General features: G+C 71.1%; 17 protein-coding genes. 8 read left to right on the forward strand and 9 right to left on the reverse strand.

Annotation, left to right across the window (positions count from 1 at the left end; all coding sequences use genetic code 11):
* The first annotated feature begins 62 nt into the window (after positions 1-62).
* Positions 63-2012 carry a hypothetical protein gene (locus tag IO36_RS43040; RefSeq protein WP_051900370.1) on the forward strand — a complete coding sequence of 650 codons (1950 nt, stop codon included), beginning with the start codon at positions 63-65 and terminating at the stop codon, positions 2010-2012.
* A 470-nt stretch (positions 2013-2482) separates the two neighbouring features.
* Here the strand turns inward: IO36_RS43040 and IO36_RS12945 are convergent, their stop codons facing one another.
* Positions 2483-4267: a cation:proton antiporter gene (locus IO36_RS12945; protein WP_037619615.1), complete on the reverse strand. Its 1785-nt coding sequence runs from the start codon at positions 4265-4267 to the stop codon at positions 2483-2485.
* 41 nt (positions 4268-4308) lie between these two features.
* Positions 4309-5256, reverse strand: coding sequence for a DUF389 domain-containing protein (locus IO36_RS12950; protein ID WP_037619616.1), 948 nt, complete (start codon positions 5254-5256; stop codon positions 4309-4311).
* Positions 5257-5461: 205 nt separating this feature from the next.
* Here IO36_RS12950 and IO36_RS12955 point away from each other — a divergent pair, with 205 nt between their 5' ends.
* The 4 genes from IO36_RS12955 to IO36_RS12970 all read left to right on the forward strand — a co-directional run bounded on the left by IO36_RS12955 (position 5462) and on the right by IO36_RS12970 (position 10538).
* Positions 5462-7282 carry a glycoside hydrolase family 15 protein gene (locus IO36_RS12955; protein ID WP_037619618.1) on the forward strand — a complete coding sequence of 607 codons (1821 nt, stop codon included), beginning with the start codon at positions 5462-5464 and terminating at the stop codon, positions 7280-7282.
* A gap of 3 nt (positions 7283-7285) precedes the next feature.
* Positions 7286-8230 carry a cyclase family protein gene (locus tag IO36_RS12960; protein ID WP_245173247.1) on the forward strand — a complete coding sequence of 315 codons (945 nt, stop codon included), beginning with the start codon at positions 7286-7288 and terminating at the stop codon, positions 8228-8230.
* A 47-nt stretch (positions 8231-8277) separates the two neighbouring features.
* Complete coding sequence (locus IO36_RS12965; protein ID WP_245173248.1) at positions 8278-8796, forward strand: gluconokinase; 519 nt, start codon at positions 8278-8280, stop codon at positions 8794-8796.
* 161 nt (positions 8797-8957) lie between these two features.
* Complete coding sequence (locus IO36_RS12970; protein WP_037619622.1) at positions 8958-10538, forward strand: GMC oxidoreductase; 1581 nt, start codon at positions 8958-8960, stop codon at positions 10536-10538.
* Between the two features lie 55 nt (positions 10539-10593).
* Here the strand turns inward: IO36_RS12970 and IO36_RS12975 are convergent, their stop codons facing one another.
* The 4 genes from IO36_RS12975 to IO36_RS12990 form a co-directional block, all read right to left on the reverse strand.
* Positions 10594-11637, reverse strand: a complete 1044-nt coding sequence (locus IO36_RS12975; RefSeq protein WP_037619624.1) for a cytochrome d ubiquinol oxidase subunit II — start codon at positions 11635-11637, stop codon at positions 10594-10596.
* Positions 11634-13136: a cytochrome ubiquinol oxidase subunit I gene (locus IO36_RS12980; RefSeq protein WP_037619626.1), complete on the reverse strand. Its 1503-nt coding sequence runs from the start codon at positions 13134-13136 to the stop codon at positions 11634-11636. Before IO36_RS12980 ends, IO36_RS12975 begins: the two co-directional genes overlap by 4 nt.
* A gap of 82 nt (positions 13137-13218) precedes the next feature.
* Positions 13219-14559, reverse strand: a complete 1341-nt coding sequence (locus IO36_RS12985; protein WP_037619627.1) for an NAD(P)/FAD-dependent oxidoreductase — start codon at positions 14557-14559, stop codon at positions 13219-13221.
* Positions 14560-14565: 6 nt separating this feature from the next.
* Positions 14566-15405: an SDR family oxidoreductase gene (locus IO36_RS12990; RefSeq protein WP_037619629.1), complete on the reverse strand. Its 840-nt coding sequence runs from the start codon at positions 15403-15405 to the stop codon at positions 14566-14568.
* 441 nt (positions 15406-15846) lie between these two features.
* On the opposite strand from IO36_RS12990, the gene IO36_RS12995 reads away from it, so the two are divergent.
* Positions 15847-16803, forward strand: a complete 957-nt coding sequence (locus IO36_RS12995; RefSeq protein WP_051900371.1) for a 2-hydroxyacid dehydrogenase — start codon at positions 15847-15849, stop codon at positions 16801-16803.
* A 326-nt stretch (positions 16804-17129) separates the two neighbouring features.
* Here the strand turns inward: IO36_RS12995 and IO36_RS45895 are convergent, their stop codons facing one another.
* Positions 17130-17393: a hypothetical protein gene (locus IO36_RS45895; RefSeq protein WP_037619631.1), complete on the reverse strand. Its 264-nt coding sequence runs from the start codon at positions 17391-17393 to the stop codon at positions 17130-17132.
* Between the two features lie 170 nt (positions 17394-17563).
* On the opposite strand from IO36_RS45895, the gene IO36_RS46795 reads away from it, so the two are divergent.
* Complete coding sequence (locus IO36_RS46795) at positions 17564-17725, forward strand: hypothetical protein (RefSeq protein ID WP_158997322.1); 162 nt, start codon at positions 17564-17566, stop codon at positions 17723-17725.
* A gap of 71 nt (positions 17726-17796) precedes the next feature.
* On the opposite strand, the gene IO36_RS13005 is transcribed toward IO36_RS46795, so the two are convergent.
* Positions 17797-18510, reverse strand: a complete 714-nt coding sequence (locus IO36_RS13005) for an SDR family oxidoreductase (RefSeq protein WP_037619633.1) — start codon at positions 18508-18510, stop codon at positions 17797-17799.
* A 102-nt stretch (positions 18511-18612) separates the two neighbouring features.
* Here IO36_RS13005 and IO36_RS13010 point away from each other — a divergent pair, with 102 nt between their 5' ends.
* Positions 18613-19449 (forward strand): MmyB family transcriptional regulator, encoded by an 837-nt coding sequence (locus tag IO36_RS13010; protein ID WP_037619634.1) that lies wholly within the window; start codon positions 18613-18615, stop codon positions 19447-19449.
* Positions 19450-19558: 109 nt separating this feature from the next.
* Here the strand turns inward: IO36_RS13010 and IO36_RS13015 are convergent, their stop codons facing one another.
* Positions 19559-20188 carry a hypothetical protein gene (locus IO36_RS13015; protein WP_037619637.1) on the reverse strand — a complete coding sequence of 210 codons (630 nt, stop codon included), beginning with the start codon at positions 20186-20188 and terminating at the stop codon, positions 19559-19561.
* Positions 20189-20193 lie beyond the last annotated feature (5 nt).

Below are 20193 nucleotides of genomic sequence, written 5' to 3' on the forward strand. Positions count from 1 at the left end.
CCGAAAGTCGAACCGGACTTCGTACCGAACGCCGTACCGAGCGAGATCGAGAACGGATCGCCATGACGACACCCGCCACCGTCGCCGGGCGCACCCTGTCGGGCTGGACGCGCCCCGGACGCCACGGCACCTGGCACGCGCTGTCGCCGACCGAGCCGGGCGGGCCGGTGCTCGGCGCGCTGCGCATCGACCGTGCCCTGCTCACGCCGGACGGCACCCGCGAGCGGCTCGCGGCGGCCGTGCTCGCCGTGGCCAAGCTCCGGCTGCCCGGGGTGCTCGGCACGGTCGACCTCGTCGCGGAGGCCGGGGAGGTGTGGCTGATCACGGCCCGGCCGCCGGCTCCGACCCTCGCGGATCTGCTGGCCCGCGGGGGTACGGGCCTCGACGCGGGCAGCGCGGCCAGCGTCCTGAACGAGACCGCGCAGAGCCTGCTGGCCCTGCACGCGCGCGACCTGGCGCACGGGGCACTGGACCCTGACACCGTCGTCCTCGCCCCGGACGGGGTCGCGCTGCTCGGCGAGGTGGCGTTGGGTGTGGTGTTGGGGGACGGGGCGGTACTGAGTGCCGGCGCGGGGGTGGGTGACGGCGTGGGTACGAGCTCTGGCCCGGGGGTGGGTGAGGGCGGCGCGCCGGGTGGTGGGACGGGGCCTCGCGACGGGGCGGCACCCGCGTGTCGCGAGGCGGACGTCGCGGCCTGGGCCGGGCTGTGCCGCGCCCTCGGCGAGGCCTGGGCCTCCCCCGGCACGCCGGCGGCCGCCCTGTTCGCGCACTGTTCCGCAACCGCCGGCTCCCAGGGGCTCGCGGCGGCCCGCGCGGCACTGGTCGCGGGGCGCGCCGCGCTTCCGGCGGGGTTCCTGCAACGTACGGAGCTGCGCGCGGCGGTGGCCGCGGCGGGGTCGGACTTCTCCGTGGCGCCGGGGTCGGCGACAGACACTGAGCCCGAGGGCGGCGCGGGAACCGAGGGCGCAGCGCCTGAGAGCGAGGTACGTGCTGAGGGTGGCGTGCACTCAGGGGGTGCGGGCGCCGGGACCGGGGGTTTCACAGGCACCGGTTCCGGGAGTGTGGTCCCTGGAACGGGCAGGGCCGCGGGCGCACAGCCCCAGGACGAGAGTCCCCGAGGCAGGGGTTCCGCAGGCACAGAACCCGGCGACGTGATCCCGGGAGCGGACGGGCCCGGGGGCGCTCCGGCTGCCGGTGGCCCAGATCCGCAGGACCGGGACGCGGTAGCCGCCTGCCCCTCGGGCGCAGCTCCCCAAGGCGCCGGTGTCCAAAGCGGAGACACCATGCGCACCAGCCCCAGGGACCTGATCCCGAAGTCGGTGGGATCTGGGCAAGGCGAGACGGACGAGCAGTTGACCATGCCAGGTCGCAGCAGGTCCGCCGCGCGGCAACAGCGGCACTCCGCCGACTCGGACGATCAGGCCACCGTCCTCGGTAAACGCCACCGCTCCCCCGCCGAACCTCTGCAAGCGACGCCGGACCCCGTAGGCGAGGGCGGCGACGGCGGCGAAATCCTGCTGCGCTTCGGCCCCGGTGTCCCCCTGGAGGACCGGGACCGCCTGCGGGCCCAGTGGTCCACCGCACCGCCCGTGCCCTCCGACGGCCGTCCCCGCCGGCGCCGACGGCGAGCCTGGATCGCCACCACGACCTTCCTGGCTGTCGCGGCCGTTCTCCTGTGGCTGCTGCTGCGCCCCTCACCGGCCCCGACGGTCACCGCGGTCGAAGTCCGGGCGCCCGCCGGGCGGTTGCACTGCGGACAGACCGCCGATCTGGTCGGCGTGGTGACCACGGACGGCAGCGGCGGGGCGGTGACGTACCACTGGCTGCGCAGCGGCGGGCACGACTCCGGTGAGCTGGTACGTATGGCCCGCAAGGGCGAGCGCAGGGTGACCGTGCACCTCCGCTGGACCGTACGCGGCCCCGGCAGCTTCCGGGGAACCGCCCGTCTGCGGGTCGCGCAACAGGGTGAGCCGGCCGAGGCGGAGGCGACGTTCAGGTACATCTGCTCCTGACGGACCTGGTTCTGCTCTCTCATCGGCGCCGACGCCTGGAACCGGGGCTCGACGCCAGTGCGCTCGTGGACGTGCTGCCTGGTCGGCCGAACCCCTGCCACAGCCGATGGCGGTCCTTCGGGGAGCCAGGTCCCTACGGCAAGGCACGGCTCCGATCGGTACGGACACGACCGCGCCCTCCGTGGCGTCCCCGGCACTTGCGCCTTGGCGTGACGCAGGTCGGAGCACGATGAGGACGGCCGCGACGAGAGCCGTCTGCGCCGGTCGGCTCGCCATCGGATCCCCCATCCGCGTCCACGACCCGGTCAGCCGCGGCAGTCCGGATTCCTCTTCGCTCATCACCACACGGTCTTCCTGGGGTGGAATTCCGGAAGGCTCAGCCGGACGTAGCGCGTGCGGCGTGGGGACCGCCTGTTTCCGTTCAGGTGTGACCGTGAGCGGCGGCCCGGCGGCTCCACGCGGCCGGGAGTTCAGCTTGCTTCCTGCCCGGGCGGCTCGCCGTCGGCGGCAGGGGCCAGCAGGACCAGGGTGTCCCCCGGATCGGGCCGCGGGGCGTTGTCCTCGGTGACGGGCTCCAGCCGGTGGCCAGGGCGCACCACGAACAGCAGGTCGCTGTCGGCGGGGACGCCGTCCTCGGCGGGGACCGCCACGATGGTGCTGCCCTCCTGGTGCCTGCGGGCGAGGGCGGGGCCCGTCAGGTGCGGCCCGAACAGAATCTCGCCGCCGCGGTAGGGATCCACGGCGCCATGGCTGGCCTGTGCCGCGCCCACGCGCAGGACCGGTCCCTCGACACCGCCGTGCAGGACCGCCGTCGCCAGGGCGTTGAAGTCGTCCTCGCCGGTGAGCAGGAACACGCCGGTGATTCCTTCCAGCTCCGCGCCGGGGCCGGTGGCGTTGCCCAGCATGGCACCTGGCGCGATCTCGAGTCCGGCGCGCCGGATGCGGTCGCGTTGCTCGTCGCCTCCGGCCCACATCAACACCTCCATCCCGGTGGATCTCAGGGTCGCGCCGAGGTCGAGGACCCATGGGTCGCCGCCGACCAGGAGCGGGCGTGAACGGGAGGGGCGTTTCACCCGCAGGAGCCGGGCAACGGGGGCGGCCGTGAGTCCGTAGAGGGTGACGGTGGCGACGATGACGACGAAGGTCGCCGGAAGGATCTTGGCCGCGCCGTCGATGTGATCGGCGACGAGCGCCGAGGTGAAGGTGGAGGCGGTGGCGGCCGCCACGATCCCTCGTGGCGCCATCCATCCGATGAAACACCGCTCGCCCCGGGACAGGTCGGTGCCGAAGGTGCACATCGCGACGACGAGGGGCCGGACGACGACGACCAGGAAGGTCGCCAACCCGAGAGCGGGCAGGCCCACATGGTCGAGCGAGGCGGGGGTGACGGTGGCCGAGATCGACGTGAAGAGCAGCCCGATGATGAGGCTGACCAGTGTCTCGAAGAACTGGCGGCGGACGGGGATGTCGATGCGGGAGATGTTGGCCACCGACAGGCCCATCAGCACGGCGGCGATGAGTCCCGAGTCGTCGCGCAGAATGTCGCAGCCGGCCGCGACGCCGATCACGGCGGCGAGTTGGGCCGCGGTGCCGAGCACCTCTCCGGGCCGCACCACGCGGAACAGCGCCCACAGCGCAGCAGCCCCGACCACGCCTCCGGCCATGCCCGTGCCCACGCTGGCCGCGAAGTGCGCGATCCCGCCGGACGCCGTGGGCTGGGTGCTGGCGTCGACGGCGTGGAAGACGACGGCGCCGAGGATGCCGCCGACGGGGTCGATGAGGGAGCCCTCCCACACGAGGATGTGCAGGAGGCGGTCCTTGGGGCGGACGATGCCGAGCAGCGGCCCCACGACGGTGGGGCCCGACACCACCAGGACGGCACCCAGCGTGATGGCCGCCTGGTGGGACATGCTCAGCAGCGGAATGGCGAGAGCGGCGCCGAGCAGGCAGGTGGCGGGTACGCCCAGCCAGATCAGGCGGGTGACGACCGTGCGGTTGTGGCCCCTGAACCTGTTCAGGTCCAGGCCGAGGCCGGCGTCGTAGAGAATCACGGCCACGCCCAGGGTCACCAGCGGGGAGAAGGCCGGGCCGAGCAGTTGCTGGGGGTTGACGTCGTCGATCAGCGCTCCGGCCGCGAACCCGACCGGGAGCATGACGATCAGCGAGGGGATGCGCAGGACGCTGGCCAGCAACTGTGATCCGACGGCGAAGACCATGATCAGGGCCACGCCGGTGAGCACGTCATCCGTCGTCACGAACGGTCCTTCTCTCGGGAAGCCGCGGAAGGGGTGGCGCGTCAGGCGGTCGACGTCCGGCCGCGCAGGCCGATCCGCCGCCAGACGGCTCGCTGGAACTTGAGCGTCACCACGCCGACGACGATCAGCAGCACGATGTTGAGCAGCAGTTGGAAGAACGAGCCGCGGGCCTCGCTCCAACTGGAGTACGCGAGGGCGACTCCCATGTCGGCGGCGGCCGGGATGGTGGTGACCGAGATGAAGACGCCGAGCAGGGCAGTCGTCCTGGCCTGCGTCAGCGAGACGATCCCGACGATCCCGGCCAGTACCGCGACGGCCGCGGAGAAGAAACCCGGAGTGTCGATCAGGGTGGTGACCGGTCTGACGCCCAGGCCGAACAGTCTCGGTGTGAGGCCCAGGCCTCTGACCGCCCAGGAGAACAGGAACGTCACCAGGACCGCCAGCGCGAATCCGGTGGTCAGGGCGAGCAGTCCCTGGCGGACCCTTGCTCCGTTGTGGCGGTCGATGCCCAGCGCGACGCTGGCGATGGCGCCGTACTCGGGCCCCACGACCATCGCCGCGACGATCAGGATCTGCGAGTTGGACAGGATGCCGACCGCCCCGATCACCCCGGCGATCACGAGGTAGAGGTAGAAACTGGGGCCGTACGTGCCCTCGGCGCGGATGCGCGCCTCGACCTCTTCCCACACCGGCGTGTGGGCCAGCGGCCCCAGCCGGCGCTGCTCGGCTTCCGCGGCCTTGTCGGAGAACGCCGTGTCGACGGGTTCGATCACGATGGACCCGCGGGAGTCGATCTCCAGGGCACGCAGGCCACGCAGCACGGTGCTCGCGTCTCCGGCCAGCACGTCGCACTGGAGGGCGTCGCCAGCCGGGTTGCGGGCCTCGCCGGAGAGCACGAGGTTGAACACACAACGGTCGTCGGACAGCAGCTCGATGGTCCGGGGCGTGAGGTCGGGCGGGCTCACCAGTCGCACGTGGATCAGGTCCAAGGCCAGTCTCCCAGCTCTGCCGACGGCGGGGCCGGGCGCTGTGGACCAGGGCCGGCATGCACTTTCAGTGATGGATCGGGACAAAAAGTAGCAGCGATGTCCGGTGATTCACCGCCTTGGCGGCGTGTGGCGATGGTCAGTCCGCGGACGGATAGTGGAAACGGAAGCGTAAGGGGGTTCCTCGGGGAGACAGTGGAGTGACCGTATGGACCGCTATCCGCCCATCGCCGATCACGGCCTCGTCGGCGATCTGCAGACTGCCGCGCTCGTCTCCTCCCAGGGCGTGGTCGACTGGTTCGCGGCACCACGCTTCGATTCACCCAGCATCTTCGCGGCCCTGCTCGACCACGACGGCGGCGGGCACTTCCGTATCGCTCCCGAGCATCCCGATCTCACCTGCAAGCAGCTCTACTATCCGGACACCGCGATCCTGGTCACGCGGTTCATGTCGCCGGACGGAGTGGGTGAGGTCGTCGACTTCATGCCTCCCGACCGGACCCGTACACCGACCGACCGGCACCAGCTCATCCGTCTGGTACGGGCGGTCCGGGGAACGGTCGAGTTCTCCCTGGAGTGCCGGCCCCGCTTCGACTACGGCCGCGCCGAGCACCGGCTCGACGTCGACGAGAGCGGTGCCCGGTTCCACGCGCCGGGCACGGAGGCGTTCCTCCAGGCGACGTTCCCCCTGGAGGCCGACGGCTACGACGTGCGCGGCACCGTCCGTCTCGACGCGGGGCAGAGCGCCGGGGCGGTGTTCACGGTCTGCGCCCCGGGCGGCAGCCCACCCGACCCCCTCACCGTCGGCGGCGTCCACGCTCAGCTCACCGAGGTCACCAGGTTCTGGCACGCCTGGCTGCGCCAGTCCCGCTACCGGGGCCGCTGGCCGGAGCTGGTGCACCGCTCGGTGATCACCCTGAAGCTGCTGACGTACGCGCCGACCGGCGCGCTGGTGGCGGCCGCCACCATGGGCCTGCCCGAGCAGGTGGGCGGGGAGCGCAACTGGGACTACCGCTTCACCTGGATCCGGGACGGCTCGCTGTCCGTGCGGGCCATGCTCGACCTCGGCTTCGTCGACGAGGCCACCGCCTTCCTGCACTGGCTGGTCGACCGGCTGCACGAGCGCGAGGGCAAGGAGGGTGAGCCGCTGCAGACGATGTATCGCATCGACGGCAGCCCCGACCTCCCCGAGGAGAGCCTCGAACACTTCGAGGGCTACCGCGGATCCGCACCGGTTCGCATCGGCAACGGCGCCGCCGACCAGCTCCAGCTCGACATCTACGGCGAGGCCGTCTACGCCCTCGCCCAGGGCCGCGAGATCGAGCAGCAGGCCACCTACGCGGGCTGGAAGACCTTCTGCGGGACGCTGGACTGGCTCGCGGACCACTGGGACAGGCCCGACGAGGGGATCTGGGAGACCCGCGGCGGCCGCCAGGACTTCACCTACAGCCGGGTGATGTGCTGGGCCGCCTTCGACCACGGACTGGCCCTCGCGGAACACTGGCGCAAGCCCGCCGACATCGACAAGTGGCGCGCCGCCCGCGACGCCGTCTTCAAGCAGGTCATGGACCGCGGCTGGAGCGAGAAGGAAGGCGCGTTCATCCAGCACTACGGCAGTGACGTGCTCGACGCCTCGCTGCTCCTGATGCCGAGGGTGGGGTTCCTGGGCTCCAGGGACCCGTTGTGGCTGTCCACCCTGGACGCGATGGACCGCAAACTCGTCTCCGACAGCCTCGTCTACCGCTACGACCCCGCCGCCTCTCCGGACGGTCTACGCGGCTCGGAAGGCACCTTCAGCCTGTGCACCTTCCTCTACGTGGACGCCCTCGCACGGGCGGGACGGTTGGAGCAAGCCCGGTACACCTTCGAGAAGATGCAGACGTACGCCAACCATGTGGGCCTGTTCTCCGAGGAGATCGGCCCGAGTGGCGAACAACTCGGCAATTTCCCGCAGGCGTTCACCCATCTGGCACTCATCATGGCGGCGGGCACGCTCGACGATGCCCTCGACGCAGAGCACGGGCGCTGAGACGTGGCCGCCCATGACTCCCAGGTGGAGGCGCCCCGGCTGACGACGGCCGAGTTCGACGCCCTGTACCGACGTCTGGCGTCCGGCGCCTCGTGGGCGGCCGGTGCGCGGGGTGCGCTGGCCGCACTGACGCCGGATCGGGTGACGGCGGCGGCACTGGAGATACGGACCGGGAGGACCGTCACACTGGCGGCGCCGGTGGAGACGTCCACGGGACCCGACAGTCCGGATCCCGCACGGCACACGATGCGCGCCTGGTCCGACGCGTCCGACGACGAGGGGCTGCACTTCGCGCGGGACAGCTTCGCGATGAACGTGCACGGGGACACCGACAGCCACTTCGACGCCCTGTGTCACGTGATCTACCGCGGCACCCTGCACGGGGGTGTGGACGCGAGCAGTGTCACGGCGGACGGCGCGTCGGCGCTGACGGTCGGGGCGCTCGCGGACGGGATCGCCGGTCGTGGTGTGCTGCTGGACATCCCTCGGCTGCGGGGCGTGCCCTGGCTCGAACCGGGCGAGCATGTGAGCGCTGACGACCTCGCCGCCGCCGAGCAGGCTCAGGGCGCCCGAGTCGGCGAGGGCGACCTGCTGTTCGTGCGGGTCGGCCACCGAAAACGCCGGGCCGAGGCGGGTCCCTGGCGCACGGCGGAGGCCAGGGCGGGCCTGCACCCGGACGCGATGGAGTTCCTCGCGGAGCGCCGGGTCGCGGTTCTGGGCGGCGACGGCAACAACGACACCGCTCCCAGTGCGGTCGAAGGCGTCGGTTTCCCGGTGCATGTGCTGGCGATGCACGCGATGGGCGTTCACCTTCTCGACTATCTACAGTTCGAGGATCTGGTACCGGTCTGCGCGGCCGAGGGGCGCTGGTCGTTCTTCTGTGTCGTGGCCCCGCTGCGGCTGCCGGCCGCCACCGGCTCCCCCGTCAACCCGATCGCCGTTCTGTGAGGGGCTGTATGGGCGACTCTTCTCAAGAACCCGCGATCGTCGTGGTCATGGGGGTGTCTGGGTGCGGGAAGTCGTCGACGGGGATCCTGCTGGCCGAGCGACTCGGTGTTCCCTTCCTGGAGGCGGACGATCTCCACCCGGCGGCGAACCGGGTCAAGATGGCCGCCGGCCGACCGCTCACCGAGGAAGACCGCCGCCCCTGGCTGGCGGCCATCAGCGAGTGGATCGAGCAGGCGACGGCGTCCCGGACCGGTGGGGTCGTAGCTTGCTCGGCGTTGAGGTACCGGTACCGGCAGATGTTCCGCCGGGCGGGAACCCGCGTATGGCTGCTGCACCTCGCACTCGACGAGGCGACGGCCCTTCGGCGGGTCGCGCGGCGCGCGGGACACTTCATGCCCGCCGCCCTGGTGGACTCCCAGTTCGCCGAGCTGGAACCGCTGGGTCCGGACGAGCCGGGCTTGACCGTCGACGCCGACAACTCCCGCCAGGCGATCGTCGACCAGGCGGCGGCCGCGCTGCACAGCGCCGGGCGGGTGGGGGGTGCGCGCTATCCGGAGCCCGGGTGAGCCCGCGTCCCGGCACCTGTTCGCCAGGGTGCTGCGGGCGGAAGCGCCCGATAAAATCGCATCCGTGACCGATCCCATTTGATAGGGGCTTTTGGGCGATTCCAACCGTGGGGGGCGATTCAGGAACGAGAAGGCCAACGACTCCACGGACGGGGCGTTCCATGACCGGCGAGCAGCACTACGACGTCATTGTCATCGGCACCGGAGCGGGCGGCGGCACCCTCGCGCATCGCCTGGCACCCAGCGGCAAACGCGTGCTGATTCTCGAACGCGGCGGTTACCTGCCCAGGGAGCGGGACAACTGGGACTCCACGGCGGTCTTCGTCCAAGGCAAGTACCGCGCACCGGAGTTCTGGTACGACAAGCACGGCAACGAGTTCCCGCCCGAGGTGAACTACTACGTCGGCGGCAACACCAAGTTCTACGGTGCCGCGCTGTTCCGCCTGCGCCCCCAGGACTTCGGCGAGATACGCCACCATGGCGGGCTGTCACCGGCCTGGCCCATCGACTACGGGGACCTGGAGCCTTACTACACGCAGGCCGAGCATCTCTACCTCGTGCACGGCCGGCACGGCGAGGACTTCACGGAGGGCCCGGTCAGCGGGCAGTACGCCTACCCGCCTGTCGAGCACGAGCCGCGCATCCAGCAGCTCAGTGACGACCTGGAGAAGCAGGGACTGCACCCCTTCCACCTGCCGATCGGCGTGAACCTCACCCAGGACGAGAACGGCCTGGCCACGCATGGCAGTGCCTGCATCCGCTGCGACCGGGTCGACGGCTTCCCGTGCCTGCTGGGCGCGAAGTCCGACGCCCAGGTGCTCTGCGTGGACCCCGCGCTCCAGCACCCCAACGTCACGATGGTGACCCACGCCGACGTCCGCCTGCTGGAGACCGACGAGTCCGGGCAGTCGGTCACCGGTGTGGTCGCCGAGTTGGCGGACGGCACCACGGAGACCTTCACCGGGGACATCGTGGTGGTCGCATGCGGCGCGGTGAACTCCGCCGTCCTGCTGCTGCGTTCGGCCAACGAACGGCATCCGGCGGGCCTGGCCAACAGCTCCGACGTCGTGGGCCGCCACTACATGCGCCACAACAACCTGGCTCTGATGGCCGTGTCGAAGGAACCGAATCCCACCAAGTTCCAGAAGACGATGGCCCTCAACGACTGGTACTTCGGCGCGGACGACTGGGAGTACCCGCTCGGCGGCATCCAGATGCTCGGCAAGTCGGACGCCGACCAGATCCACGGAGAGGCCCCGCGCTGGGCCGGCAAGGTCTCCCCCGACATGCCCTTCGAGGTCCTCGCGCACCACGCCGTCGACTTCTGGCTGTGCGGGGAGGACCTGCCCCTGGCCGACAGCCGGGTCACACTCGACAAGGACGGCGGCATCCACCTCGCCCTGGACGAGAAGAACAACATCGCGGGCCTGAAGCGGCTTCAGCACAAGATGCAGGGAATGCTGGGCCACTTGGGGATGCACCCGCACCGTCTGCTGTCCCACAGCATCTACCTGCACAAGGGGATGCCGATCGGGGCGACGGCCCACCAGGCCGGCACGGTGCGCTTCGGGACCGATCCGGCGAGCTCGGCCCTGGACGTCAACTGCAAGGCCCACGACCTGGACAACCTCTACGTCGTGGACACGTCGTTCTTCCCCAGCATCGGCGCGGTCAACCCCTCGCTGACCGCCATCGCCAACGCCCTGCGCGTCGGCGACCACCTGCTCGAACGGCTCGGCTGAGCACGACGGCCGGCCGGTGCCGTGGGGCGGCCGCGTGGGACGGCACCGGCCTTCCTCACACGTTGTCCCCGGGAAGCCCCGCGGCCCCGGTGTCGGAGTCCGTCAGCGGCTCCAACTCCCCCTTTGTGTCGAGCCGGTAGACCAGTACCAGCCCCGGACCGACCAGCACGACCGCGATGATCGTGACGATGCCCAGCCAGCGCAGCGTGTGCGCGGCGCCGGCCCCGTCGGCCACCGTCAACGTGCTGGGCAGGAGATAGGGACGCTGGGCGAAGCCCCAGGCGATCACGGCCAGGGCAACCGTGGCCACTGCGGTGTGCCGAGACCACCGGTGCGCGCGCCGCAGCAGCAGTACCACAGTCAGCACACCGGAGCAGGCCGCGAGGATCACCATCAGCAGGCCCAGCCCCCGGGTCATCCCGTGCCAGACGTAGGAGGCGTCGTCGTGGGTGACGGGCAGGGCGATCGCGGCCAGGACCACCACCGCGCCGAAGGCCAGCAGGGCCCGCAGCCGGAAGTAGTCGATGAGGTCGTCCGCGCCGAACCGGCGGGCGTCCGCGACCAGGAAGACGGCGCCGAGGAACGCGGTGGCCGCGATGGCCAGCAGGCCCGCGAGGATTGACGTCGGGTTGGCCCAGACGTGCGCGGTGGGGGGTGTGCCCACCTGCACGCGGCCCGAGGCGACGCCGCCGAGGACGGAACCGAGGAAGAAGGGGGTGAGGAGCGAGGCAACGGCGAACACCGCCCCGTAGACGCGCCGCCGGGCCAGGCGCCTGCTCGGCTTGCGCAGGGCGAACCCGGCACCGCGCAGCACCGTCCCGACGGCCGCGAGGACCAACGGCAGCCACAGAGCGGTGAACACGGCCTGGAACATCGTCGGGAAGCCGGTCCACATCAGGACGAGCACGAAGATCAGCCAGACGTTGTTGACCTCCCACACCGGCGCCATGGCGTGGTCGATCAGCCAGCGCGGCCGCTTGCCCCGATCGGCACCGCCCGCCAGCAGATCCCAGAAACCCGCTCCGTAGTCGGTGCCGCCTCCGCACGCGTAGGCGGCGATCACCACGACCAGCACCCAGGCGATGACGTCCGCCATCATCGGCCTCCTCCCGAGGACCCCTTGGACGATCCGGATTCCGGGCCGCCACCGGACGGGGCCGCGGCGGTCGCGGCATCGGCCGCGTGCCTGGGCCCGTACGGGGTGTCGGCTTCGGGTTCGAGAGCGGTGGCCGACGCGGCGTCGGCCTCGTCGGCCACACGCCAACGCGTGCGCATCTTGAGCAGGATTCCGAGGAAGGACCCGATGACGGCGATGTACACGACGACGACGACCGCGAGCATGGCCCAGAGGCCTCCGGCGCCGGTCTGGGTGACGGCTTCGGACACGCGCATGTGGTTGTAGACGATCCAGGGCTGGCGGCCGACCTCCGTGGCGATCCAGCCACACTCGACGGTCACCAGGCAGGCCACGCCCGCCAGCGAGGCGCAGCGGAGGAACCAGCGGTTCTCGGGCATGTCCCGTCGGCGCCACCACAGCCACGCGTACCACAGCGCCAGCAGGACCAGCACGCTGCCGATGGTCGCCATCAGGTCGAAGCAGAAGTGCACGAGCGTCGCCTCGGCGGCGGTCGGCCGGTTCTCCGCCGGTACCGAGGTCAGTCCGGTCACCTTGGTGTCGGGTTTGAACCCGGCCAGGATCGAGTCCAGTTGGGGGATCTTGATGCCGCCGGAGATGGACCCGTCGGAGTGGAGCCGGCCGAAGAGGTATTCGGGCACGTGCGTGTCGGTCTTCCACACGATCTCCATGGCCGCGAACTTGACCGGTTGCTTGTGGAAGACCGAACGGGCGGCGGAGTCGCCGAGGAAGAACTGGATCGGCGTCAGGATCGCGGCGATGGTGAACGGCACCATGAAGCCCAGCTTGTGGTAGCGGTCGCGTCGACCCCGGAGCCAGCCGACCGCGTACACGCCCGCGACCACGTAACCGGCCGTCAGGAACATCGCCACCACGAAGTGCCAGTACTCGGTGCCGAAGATGGGTGTGAAGACGGCCTTGCGGACGTCGACGTCGGTCGGATTGCCCTGGGAGTCGAGGCTGAACCCTTGCGGGGTGTTCATCCACGAGTTGGCGGCGATGATGCCGAACGCCCCCATCATGGCGGTGAGCGGCAGCGGCACGGCGAGCCAGAAGTGGGGCCACGGCTTCAGGCGGCGCCACCCGTAGAGATAGATGGCGATCATGATCGCTTCGAGGAAGAACGCCCACGCCTCCACGCCGAAACCCAGGCCGAACACATCGCCCCAGCGGCCCATCATGCCCGGCCACAGCAGGCCGAACTCGAAGGACAGCACGGTGCCCGTGACCACGCCGATGGCGAACTGCACCGCCATCACCGCCGACCAGCGGCGGGCGAGTTTCATCGCCACCTGATCGCCGCGGCGCAGGCCCCGGTAGTGCATGACCAGCGTGATCAACGGCAGGGCCACCCCGAAGGGGACGAGCAGGATGTGCGAGGCCAGGGTGAAGGCCATCAACTCACGGGAGGGCAGGAGCTGGGCCGGTGTGTCGGCGGCCAGGTGCACTGCTGTGCTGAGCATAGGGTGCCTCGGTGATCCTCACCCGCCTCGGCGGGGAACGCAGGGACAAGACGATGGCGGCGACGAGGGCGTCTGCCAGGTATCAGGGTCCACGCGGCGGCACCGTGGCCGCCGGCTGCCCGGCCGTCCGAGAGCCGGTGTCGGGCAGGGTGAAGGCCCGCTCCCGCCGTGCGCCGGAGGCGAAGACGACGGACCAGCTCAGCACCGCGCCCAGTCTGCTGCGGAATCCGGTCAGGAAGGCGATGTGGATGAACAGCCACGCGAGCCAGCCGGTGACACCCGACAGGTGCAGGGGCCCGGCCTTGAGGACGGCCCGTCCGCGCGAGATGTAGGCCGCGCTGCCCAGGTCCATGTACTTGAAGGGCTTCGGCGTCTTCGTCCGGCCCTCCACCGTGTGGCGCACGGCCCGGCCCGCGTACGCACCCGACTGCATCGCGACCTCGGCCAGCCCGGGCAGCTGGTCCAGAGCCATCATGTCGCCGACCACGCGGATCTCCGGATGGCCGGGGAGGGTCAGATCGGGTTGCACGGCGATCCGGCCCGCGCGGTCCTGCTCCGCGCCCGTGGCCCGCGCCAGGGCGGCGGCGATGGGCGGGGCCTCCACCCCGGCCGTCCACAGCACGGTGCGCGCGGGGTGCCGGGTGATCGTGCCGTCCCGCTCCTGAACCGTCAGTCCCTGCCCGTCGAGGCCGGTGACCCGCGTGCCCAGATGGAGTTCCACCCCGAGATCCTCCAGGGCGCGGGCCGCCCGGCCGGCCAGACGGTCACCGAACGGCGCCAGCACCTTGTCGGACCCTTCGAAGAGCAGTACCCGGGCCTGGAGGGGATCGATGGTCCGGAACTCCCGGTCGAGGGTGTGACCGGCGATCTCCCGGATCTGGCCGGCCAGTTCCACCCCGGTCGGCCCGCCGCCGACCAGGGCGAAGGTGAGCCAGTGCCGCCGGTCCCGCGCGTCGGTGGCGGACTCGGCCATCTCGAAGGCGTGGTAGATCCGGCGGCGGATCTCCAGCGCGTCCTCCAGCGTCTTCATGCCCGGCGCGTGGGCCGCGAACTCGTCGTGCCCGAAGTACGACTGGCGCATACCGCCCGCGACGATCAGGTCGTCGTAGGGAACGACGAGGCTGCCGCCCTCGGGCCGCCGCGCGTGCACGGCGCGTCCCTGCACATCCACTTCGGTGGCATCGGCGAGCAGGCAGCGCACATTCGTGTGGCGGCGCAGGACCGCGCGCAACGGTTGGGCGATCTGGCCCTCCGACAGGATCCCGGCCGCGCACTGATACAACAGCGGCTGGAAGAGGTGATGCGCCCGGCGGTCGATCAACGTCACCGCGACCGGCGACCGGCGCAGGGCCCGCGCCGCGAACAGCCCCGCGAAACCGCCCCCGATGATCACCACCCGGCGGGGCGTCACATGGTCTTCCACGAGGCCTCAGCCGCCGGTGGCGAAGCCGGGGAAGAGGGTCATCCCGCCGTCGACGTACAAGGTCGTGCCCACCACGTAGTCGAGCAGGTCCGAGGTGATCGCGACCACGGCGTCGGCGATGTCCTCGGGATCGCCGACCCGGCGGTATGGGATGAGCTTGAGGAGCTCGGCCTCGGCCTCGGGAGTGTCCCAGGCGGACGTGTTGATCGGGGTGCGGATGGCGCCCGGCGCGACCGCGTTCACCCGGATGTGGTGCGGGGCGAGCTCCTGGGCCAGGGTCTGCATCATCATGCCGACACCACCCTTGGAAGAGGCGTAGTTCACGTGACCCGACCACGGGACGATCTGGTGGACCGAGCTCATGCAGACGATCTTGCCCGCCGCACGGGACACCTCCGGGACGACACCGCGCCGCATGAACTCCTTGACGGCCTCCCGCGCGCACAGGAACTGCCCGGTCAGGTTGACGTCGATGACCTTCTGCCACTGGGCCAGCGTCATATCCACGAGCGAGGAGTCCCGCTGGAGCCCGGCGTTGGCCACCATGATGTCGATGGTCCCGAACTCCCGCACAATCCGGGCAACCATCTCGACGACCTGGGCCTCGTCCGAAACGTCGGCCTCGTGGGCGTAGGCGTTGACCCCGAAGCCCTTGATCTCCTCGACGACCTTCTCGGCCTCATCGGCTCCGACGACGTAGTTGACCACGACGTCCGCCCCCGCCCGGCCCAGAGCGACCGCGGTCGCCTTGCCGATCCCCGAGTTGGCGCCGGTCACCAGGGCCTTCTGCCCTCGCAGAAGCCGTGCGACCAACGGCGTGCCGCTCTCGTCGGCAGTTCCTGCCATCACGGTCCTCCTCGCTAGCTTCCCGCCCGCATCCGACCTCGCCGGGCGGCGGGGCGGGGGCGGCCTGGGGTCGGCACATCACAATTCGGTGGCCAGCAAAATGCACCGGCGGCGGACACCCCGACCGACGCGCGGGGCCGGACCCGCTTCGGCCACCGATGTCACTCCGGCGGCCGAAGCGGGTCGAAGGGGACCTCGCGTCCTCGTGCAAGAGCGACACGCCAGGCCTGTCAGCTGCCGAGGGCCGCGTGCGCCGGGGGCAGGCACAGCCGCCGCCCACCTGCGCACGCCGGACGAGGACCTCCTGCGCATTGCCGCGCATGCCGACCCACGTCATCCGCGGGAACATATGAGTGCTCCCCGGCCGTCCCTGGATGGCACGAACGCCGGACGGGGCGAGGCGGGGCGCTACGCGGATCGGTCGGACAGGGAGGTCCGCATATGACGGTCTTGGCCGGCAATGCGACAACAGCGCGGGCGTTGCTGCCGTACACGCCGTCGGAGCTGGGCGGCCTGCCCGCGGACTGGCGCGCCGTCGTCTGGAACGGCCGCGACCCGGCACCCACCGCCGGTGCGCTGCGGAGTGTCGAGTTCTTCGTCGTCCCGTACACCCACACCGCCTCGGCGGTGCCGGTGCTGAGCCGGCTGCCCGCGCTGAGGGTGGTGCAGTCGCAGAGCGCGGGGGTGGAGGATCTGCTGCCGCACGTGCCCGAGAGCGTCACCCTCTGCAATGCCCGCGGGCTGCACGACACGAGTACGGCCGAGCACGCCGTGACGCTGCTGCTGGCGGTGCTGCGCAGAATCCCGGAGCTCGTCCGGGCGCAGGAGGCGCGGCAGTGGTCCCCGGCCTTCCGCCCGGCGCTCGCCGACCGCACCGTCCTGGTCCTCGGCTACGGAGCGATCGGAGCCGCCGTCGAAGCCCGGCTGGTGCCGTTCGAGTGCGAAGTGCTGCGGGTGGCCCGCACGGCCCGGACCGCGCCGCACGGACCGGTGCACGCCCTGGGGGAACTGCCGTCCCTGCTGCCGCGAGCCGACGCCGTGGTGCTGACCCTGCCCCTGACCGAGGGGACCAGACGTCTGGTCGACGCCGGATTCCTGGCCGGGCTGAGGGACGGAGCCGTCCTGGTGAACGTGGGCCGTGGCGCCGTGGTGGACACCGAAGCGCTGCTCCCGGAACTGCGTGCCGGACGTCTATGGGCGGGTCTCGACGTCACCGACCCGGAGCCGCTCCCACCGGACCACCCCCTCTGGACGGCGCCGAACACGCTGATCAGCCCGCACGTGGCCGCGACCACGTCGGCCTTCCGGCCGCGCGCCCTGGCGCTGGTGCGTTCCCAACTGGCCCGCTACGCCGCCGGGGCGCCGCTGGCCAACGTGGTGTCCGCCGGCCGGAACTGACGTGCCGCGAAGACGACGTGCTCGAGGGTGGGGGACGGACCGGCCCTCCGAGGGGGGTGACGCAGAAGGGGAGTCGAGTTCGGGGGGCGCAGCACCAATGCGGCGGGCGCCTGTTCGGGGTTGCCTGTCGTGGCCCCGGGATCTCGCCGCCGCAGGTACCGTTCGCTTCTTCCGGGAACGCCGTACCCATTCGGCACGTGTGGCCCGAAGCCCGGGTGCGACAAGGCGAACCGGCCCCGGTATGCCTTCTTACGGGCGTACCGGGACCGGTTCGGGTTCGACTCGCCGCCGCCCCCTACGGGCGGAGGTCGGCGTCAGTCACAAGGTCAGCGGTGGCACTCCTTGTGGGCGGGGCGCCAGACGCGGGTCCAGTGGCCGGGGTGCCAGTGGTGGTGCCGGTCCCGGTAGGCAGGCTGCCACTCCCGCGCCCAGTGCCCCGGCACCTTCACACAGTGGTGCCGATCCGCCGAAGGCCGGTGGTGGTCCTGCGGGGCGGCCGACGCGGTTCCGACCGTTCCGACGACCGCGCCCGCGGCCAGGGCCACTGTCGCCGCCCCCAGGGCCGCGGCCCTCTTCAACCCGTTGATCATGTTCAGACCTTTCCGTACGCAGCGGAGCTGATGCCCCGACACGGCCCGGACCGTTCGGCCGGGCATGCATTGATCCTCACGCCCAGGACGGATCAAAACGGCGCAGAACACCGGACTCTTAAGGAATGCAAATTCATTTCTCATTCAGCACAAATAGTCATACAAGCCCCATGGTGCCGTCCGCCGAGTTCGACGAATGCCCCCTCAGCGACCTCTCGCTCTGGGGACGCGTGGGCACCTTCGTCCACCACGAGGAGCAAGAACGCCGGTTCCACGCGGGCCTGGACCCGATAACCGGCGAACCGGCCCCCTACGCAGGCATGTTCGGCTGAAGGACCACGCCATTCGACCCCTAGCACCCGTCCCCGTCCCCGGCCTGCGGGCGGCAGCCTCGGCCCCCGGATCAGGTGACCCGGTGCCCTCCGTCGACGTGCAGCACGGTTCCGGTGATGAATCCGTTGCCCATGAGCGAGACGAAGGCCTGGGCGATGTCGTCGGGGGTGCCGACGCGGCGGGCCGGAAGGCGTTTGGCCAGGTCGGCGAAGGCAGCCTGCTTGTCCATGCCGAGCTGGTCCCAGATGGGGGTGTCCACCCAGCCCGGGGAGACGACGTTCACGCGGACCGGCGCCAGTTCGAGCGCCAGCCCGTACGCCAGTGACGCGAGCGCGCCGTTGGCCGCGGCCATGATGGTGTTGGAGCCGTTCGGCCGGTATGCGTTGATGCCCGAGGTGTAGGTGATCGAGCCGGTGATCCGTCCGGCGCCGTGCTTGGCGATCAGCCAGGCGCCGAGCAGCTTGGTGTCGAGGACGGCACGCGCGGTCGCGGTGTCGACGTCGGTGGTCGGGCCGTAGACGCCGGTCGCGTCGGCCGCGGTGACCGCCACGTGCTCCACCGTCCCCACCCGGTCGAAGAGTTCGGCCACGTCCTCCTCGCGTCCCATGTCGGCAGTGACCGTGCCGACCTTCCCGTGTCCGTGTCGCTCCAGTTCCTTTGCGGCCGTCGCGAGCCGGTCCTCGGACCGGCCGGCGATCGTCACGTCCCCGCCCTGGGCCAGCAGTGTGCGGGCCAGGGCGAGACCCATGCCGGAGCCGCCGCCGATGATGATCGTGTGAGTCATGGTCCGAGGCTGCACCGCCGGGCGGGGCTCGGGGAGGCCGCAGTGTTCCTGGGTGCATCACGGCCACCCAGAAGGGGGGCCTCCGATGGCAGACTCGGCTCCATGAACGCGATGGCCGAGTTCCTCCGGATCCGGCGCGGGCGCATCGGCCCGGCCGACGTCGGGCTGCCCACCGGGCCGGGCATCCGGCGCACGCCCGGACTGCGCCGCGAGGAGCTGGCCGCGCTCGCCGGGGTGAGCGTGGACTACTACATCCGCATCGAGCAGGGGCGCGAGAGCACGCCCAGCGACGCGGTCCTGGGCGCGCTGGCCCGGGCCCTGCGGCTCACCGACGACGAGCACGCCCACCTCCTCGGGCTCGCCGACCAGACCGCCGGGCGCACGCCACGGCGCCGGCCTTCCGACCCACGACCGGCCGGCCCCGGTCTGCGGCTGCTCCTCGAGTCGGTCCGGCCGAGCCCCGCGTACGTGGTCGACGAGGTCAACGACGTACTCGCGGCGAACCCGGAGGGCCTGGCGCTGATGCCCGGGCTCGGCGACTGGCCGCCCGCGGCGCGCAACACGGTCCGGTACACCTTCCTACACCCGGCCGCGCGGGCCCTCTTCACCGACTGGGACCGGGTGGCCCGCAACTGCGTCGCGCACCTGCACACCGCCGAGCTGACCGCGCCTGAGCGGGCCGCCGCCCTGGTGGATGAACTGTCGTCATCCAGCGCCGAGTTCGCCGCTCTGTGGCGCCGCCACGAGGTGTGGGTCAAACGCGGCGGCGAAACCGCGTTCCGGCACCCGGTGATCGGCGTGGTCACCCTCGCCAACGAGGTACTCGGCACGACGGGCGACGGCCAGCGCCTGCTGGTCTACCAGGCCTCGCCGGGCACGCCTGAGCACGATGCCTTGGTGCTGCTGTCGATGACCACGGAGGGCGTGGGGACGGCGTAAACCCAGTCACCGTTTCCGGGACACCGACCGCGGAGGGCGAGACGCTCCCGCCGCCGTCCAGCGTGATCCCGACCTGCGCGCTTGGGTATCCGAGCCCGCACGGCGCTGCTTACGGGGCATCGCTGTCGATGAGAGCCTGCTCCTCGTCGGTGAGCCGGGCGAAGCAGGCCAACTCTGTTGCCATGAGCGTCACCTGGTCGAGTACGGGTGCCGTGTAGTTCCGCGCGTAGAGAAGCCAGCCCTTCTTCTTGTACGAAACCATGAGATAGGTGCCGTTGTCCCCCAACGGTCCTTCCTTCGGCGGCGTGCTCACTTTCCAGCCCCGCGCCGCCAGGCTTGCCAGCACGGCCTTCAGTTGCCGACGTCCGGCGGCCGGATCGGTGGAGTGCGGGGAGTGGTGCTCCTTCCCGGTGGGCCACCAGGTGACGACGCAGGGGGCGAGCTTGGTGGCCAGAGCGGCAGCCTTACGTGCCTTCGCCGTGCCTGCGGGGGCGTGCGGCTTCCGAGACTCCTCGTACCCCGTCTTCACCTCACCGCCCGACAGTCCGGCTGCCGTGACGGCCGCCTGCAGTTCGCTTCGAACGGCGTTCTGGTCGAAGGGTCCCGAGGCAGCGGAACGGGCGGGGGCGGTGGCCACAACCGGGTCGGCGGGTCCGTTGCCCACGCCGCATCCGGTGGCGAGAATGGCTCCCACGGCGAAGGTGGCCGTCCGGGCGGCGATGATCTTGTTGGTACGCATGTGCT

This window comes from Streptomyces aureus (assembly GCF_000725495.1).
Lineage (GTDB): Bacteria > Actinomycetota > Actinomycetes > Streptomycetales > Streptomycetaceae > Streptomyces > Streptomyces aureus_B.

What these genes read in the sequence shown, in the direction of transcription:
- IO36_RS43040 (WP_051900370.1), top strand. Translation starts at nt 63, where the DNA reads ATGACGACACCCGCCACCGTCGCCGGGCGCACCCTGTCGGGCTGGACG.
- IO36_RS12955 (WP_037619618.1), top strand. Translation starts at nt 5,462, where the DNA reads ATGGACCGCTATCCGCCCATCGCCGATCACGGCCTCGTCGGCGATCTG.
- IO36_RS12965 (WP_245173248.1), top strand. Translation starts at nt 8,278, where the DNA reads ATGGGGGTGTCTGGGTGCGGGAAGTCGTCGACGGGGATCCTGCTGGCC.
- IO36_RS12970 (WP_037619622.1), top strand. Translation starts at nt 8,958, where the DNA reads ATGACCGGCGAGCAGCACTACGACGTCATTGTCATCGGCACCGGAGCG.
- IO36_RS12975 (WP_037619624.1), bottom strand. Translation starts at nt 11,637, where the DNA reads ATGATGGCGGACGTCATCGCCTGGGTGCTGGTCGTGGTGATCGCCGCC.
- IO36_RS12980 (WP_037619626.1), bottom strand. Translation starts at nt 13,136, where the DNA reads ATGCTCAGCACAGCAGTGCACCTGGCCGCCGACACACCGGCCCAGCTC.
- IO36_RS12990 (WP_037619629.1), bottom strand. Translation starts at nt 15,405, where the DNA reads ATGGCAGGAACTGCCGACGAGAGCGGCACGCCGTTGGTCGCACGGCTT.
- IO36_RS12995 (WP_051900371.1), top strand. Translation starts at nt 15,847, where the DNA reads ATGACGGTCTTGGCCGGCAATGCGACAACAGCGCGGGCGTTGCTGCCG.
- IO36_RS45895 (WP_037619631.1), bottom strand. Translation starts at nt 17,393, where the DNA reads ATGATCAACGGGTTGAAGAGGGCCGCGGCCCTGGGGGCGGCGACAGTG.
- IO36_RS46795 (WP_158997322.1), top strand. Translation starts at nt 17,564, where the DNA reads ATGGTGCCGTCCGCCGAGTTCGACGAATGCCCCCTCAGCGACCTCTCG.
- IO36_RS13005 (WP_037619633.1), bottom strand. Translation starts at nt 18,510, where the DNA reads ATGACTCACACGATCATCATCGGCGGCGGCTCCGGCATGGGTCTCGCC.
- IO36_RS13010 (WP_037619634.1), top strand. Translation starts at nt 18,613, where the DNA reads ATGAACGCGATGGCCGAGTTCCTCCGGATCCGGCGCGGGCGCATCGGC.
- IO36_RS13015 (WP_037619637.1), bottom strand. Translation starts at nt 20,188, where the DNA reads ATGCGTACCAACAAGATCATCGCCGCCCGGACGGCCACCTTCGCCGTG.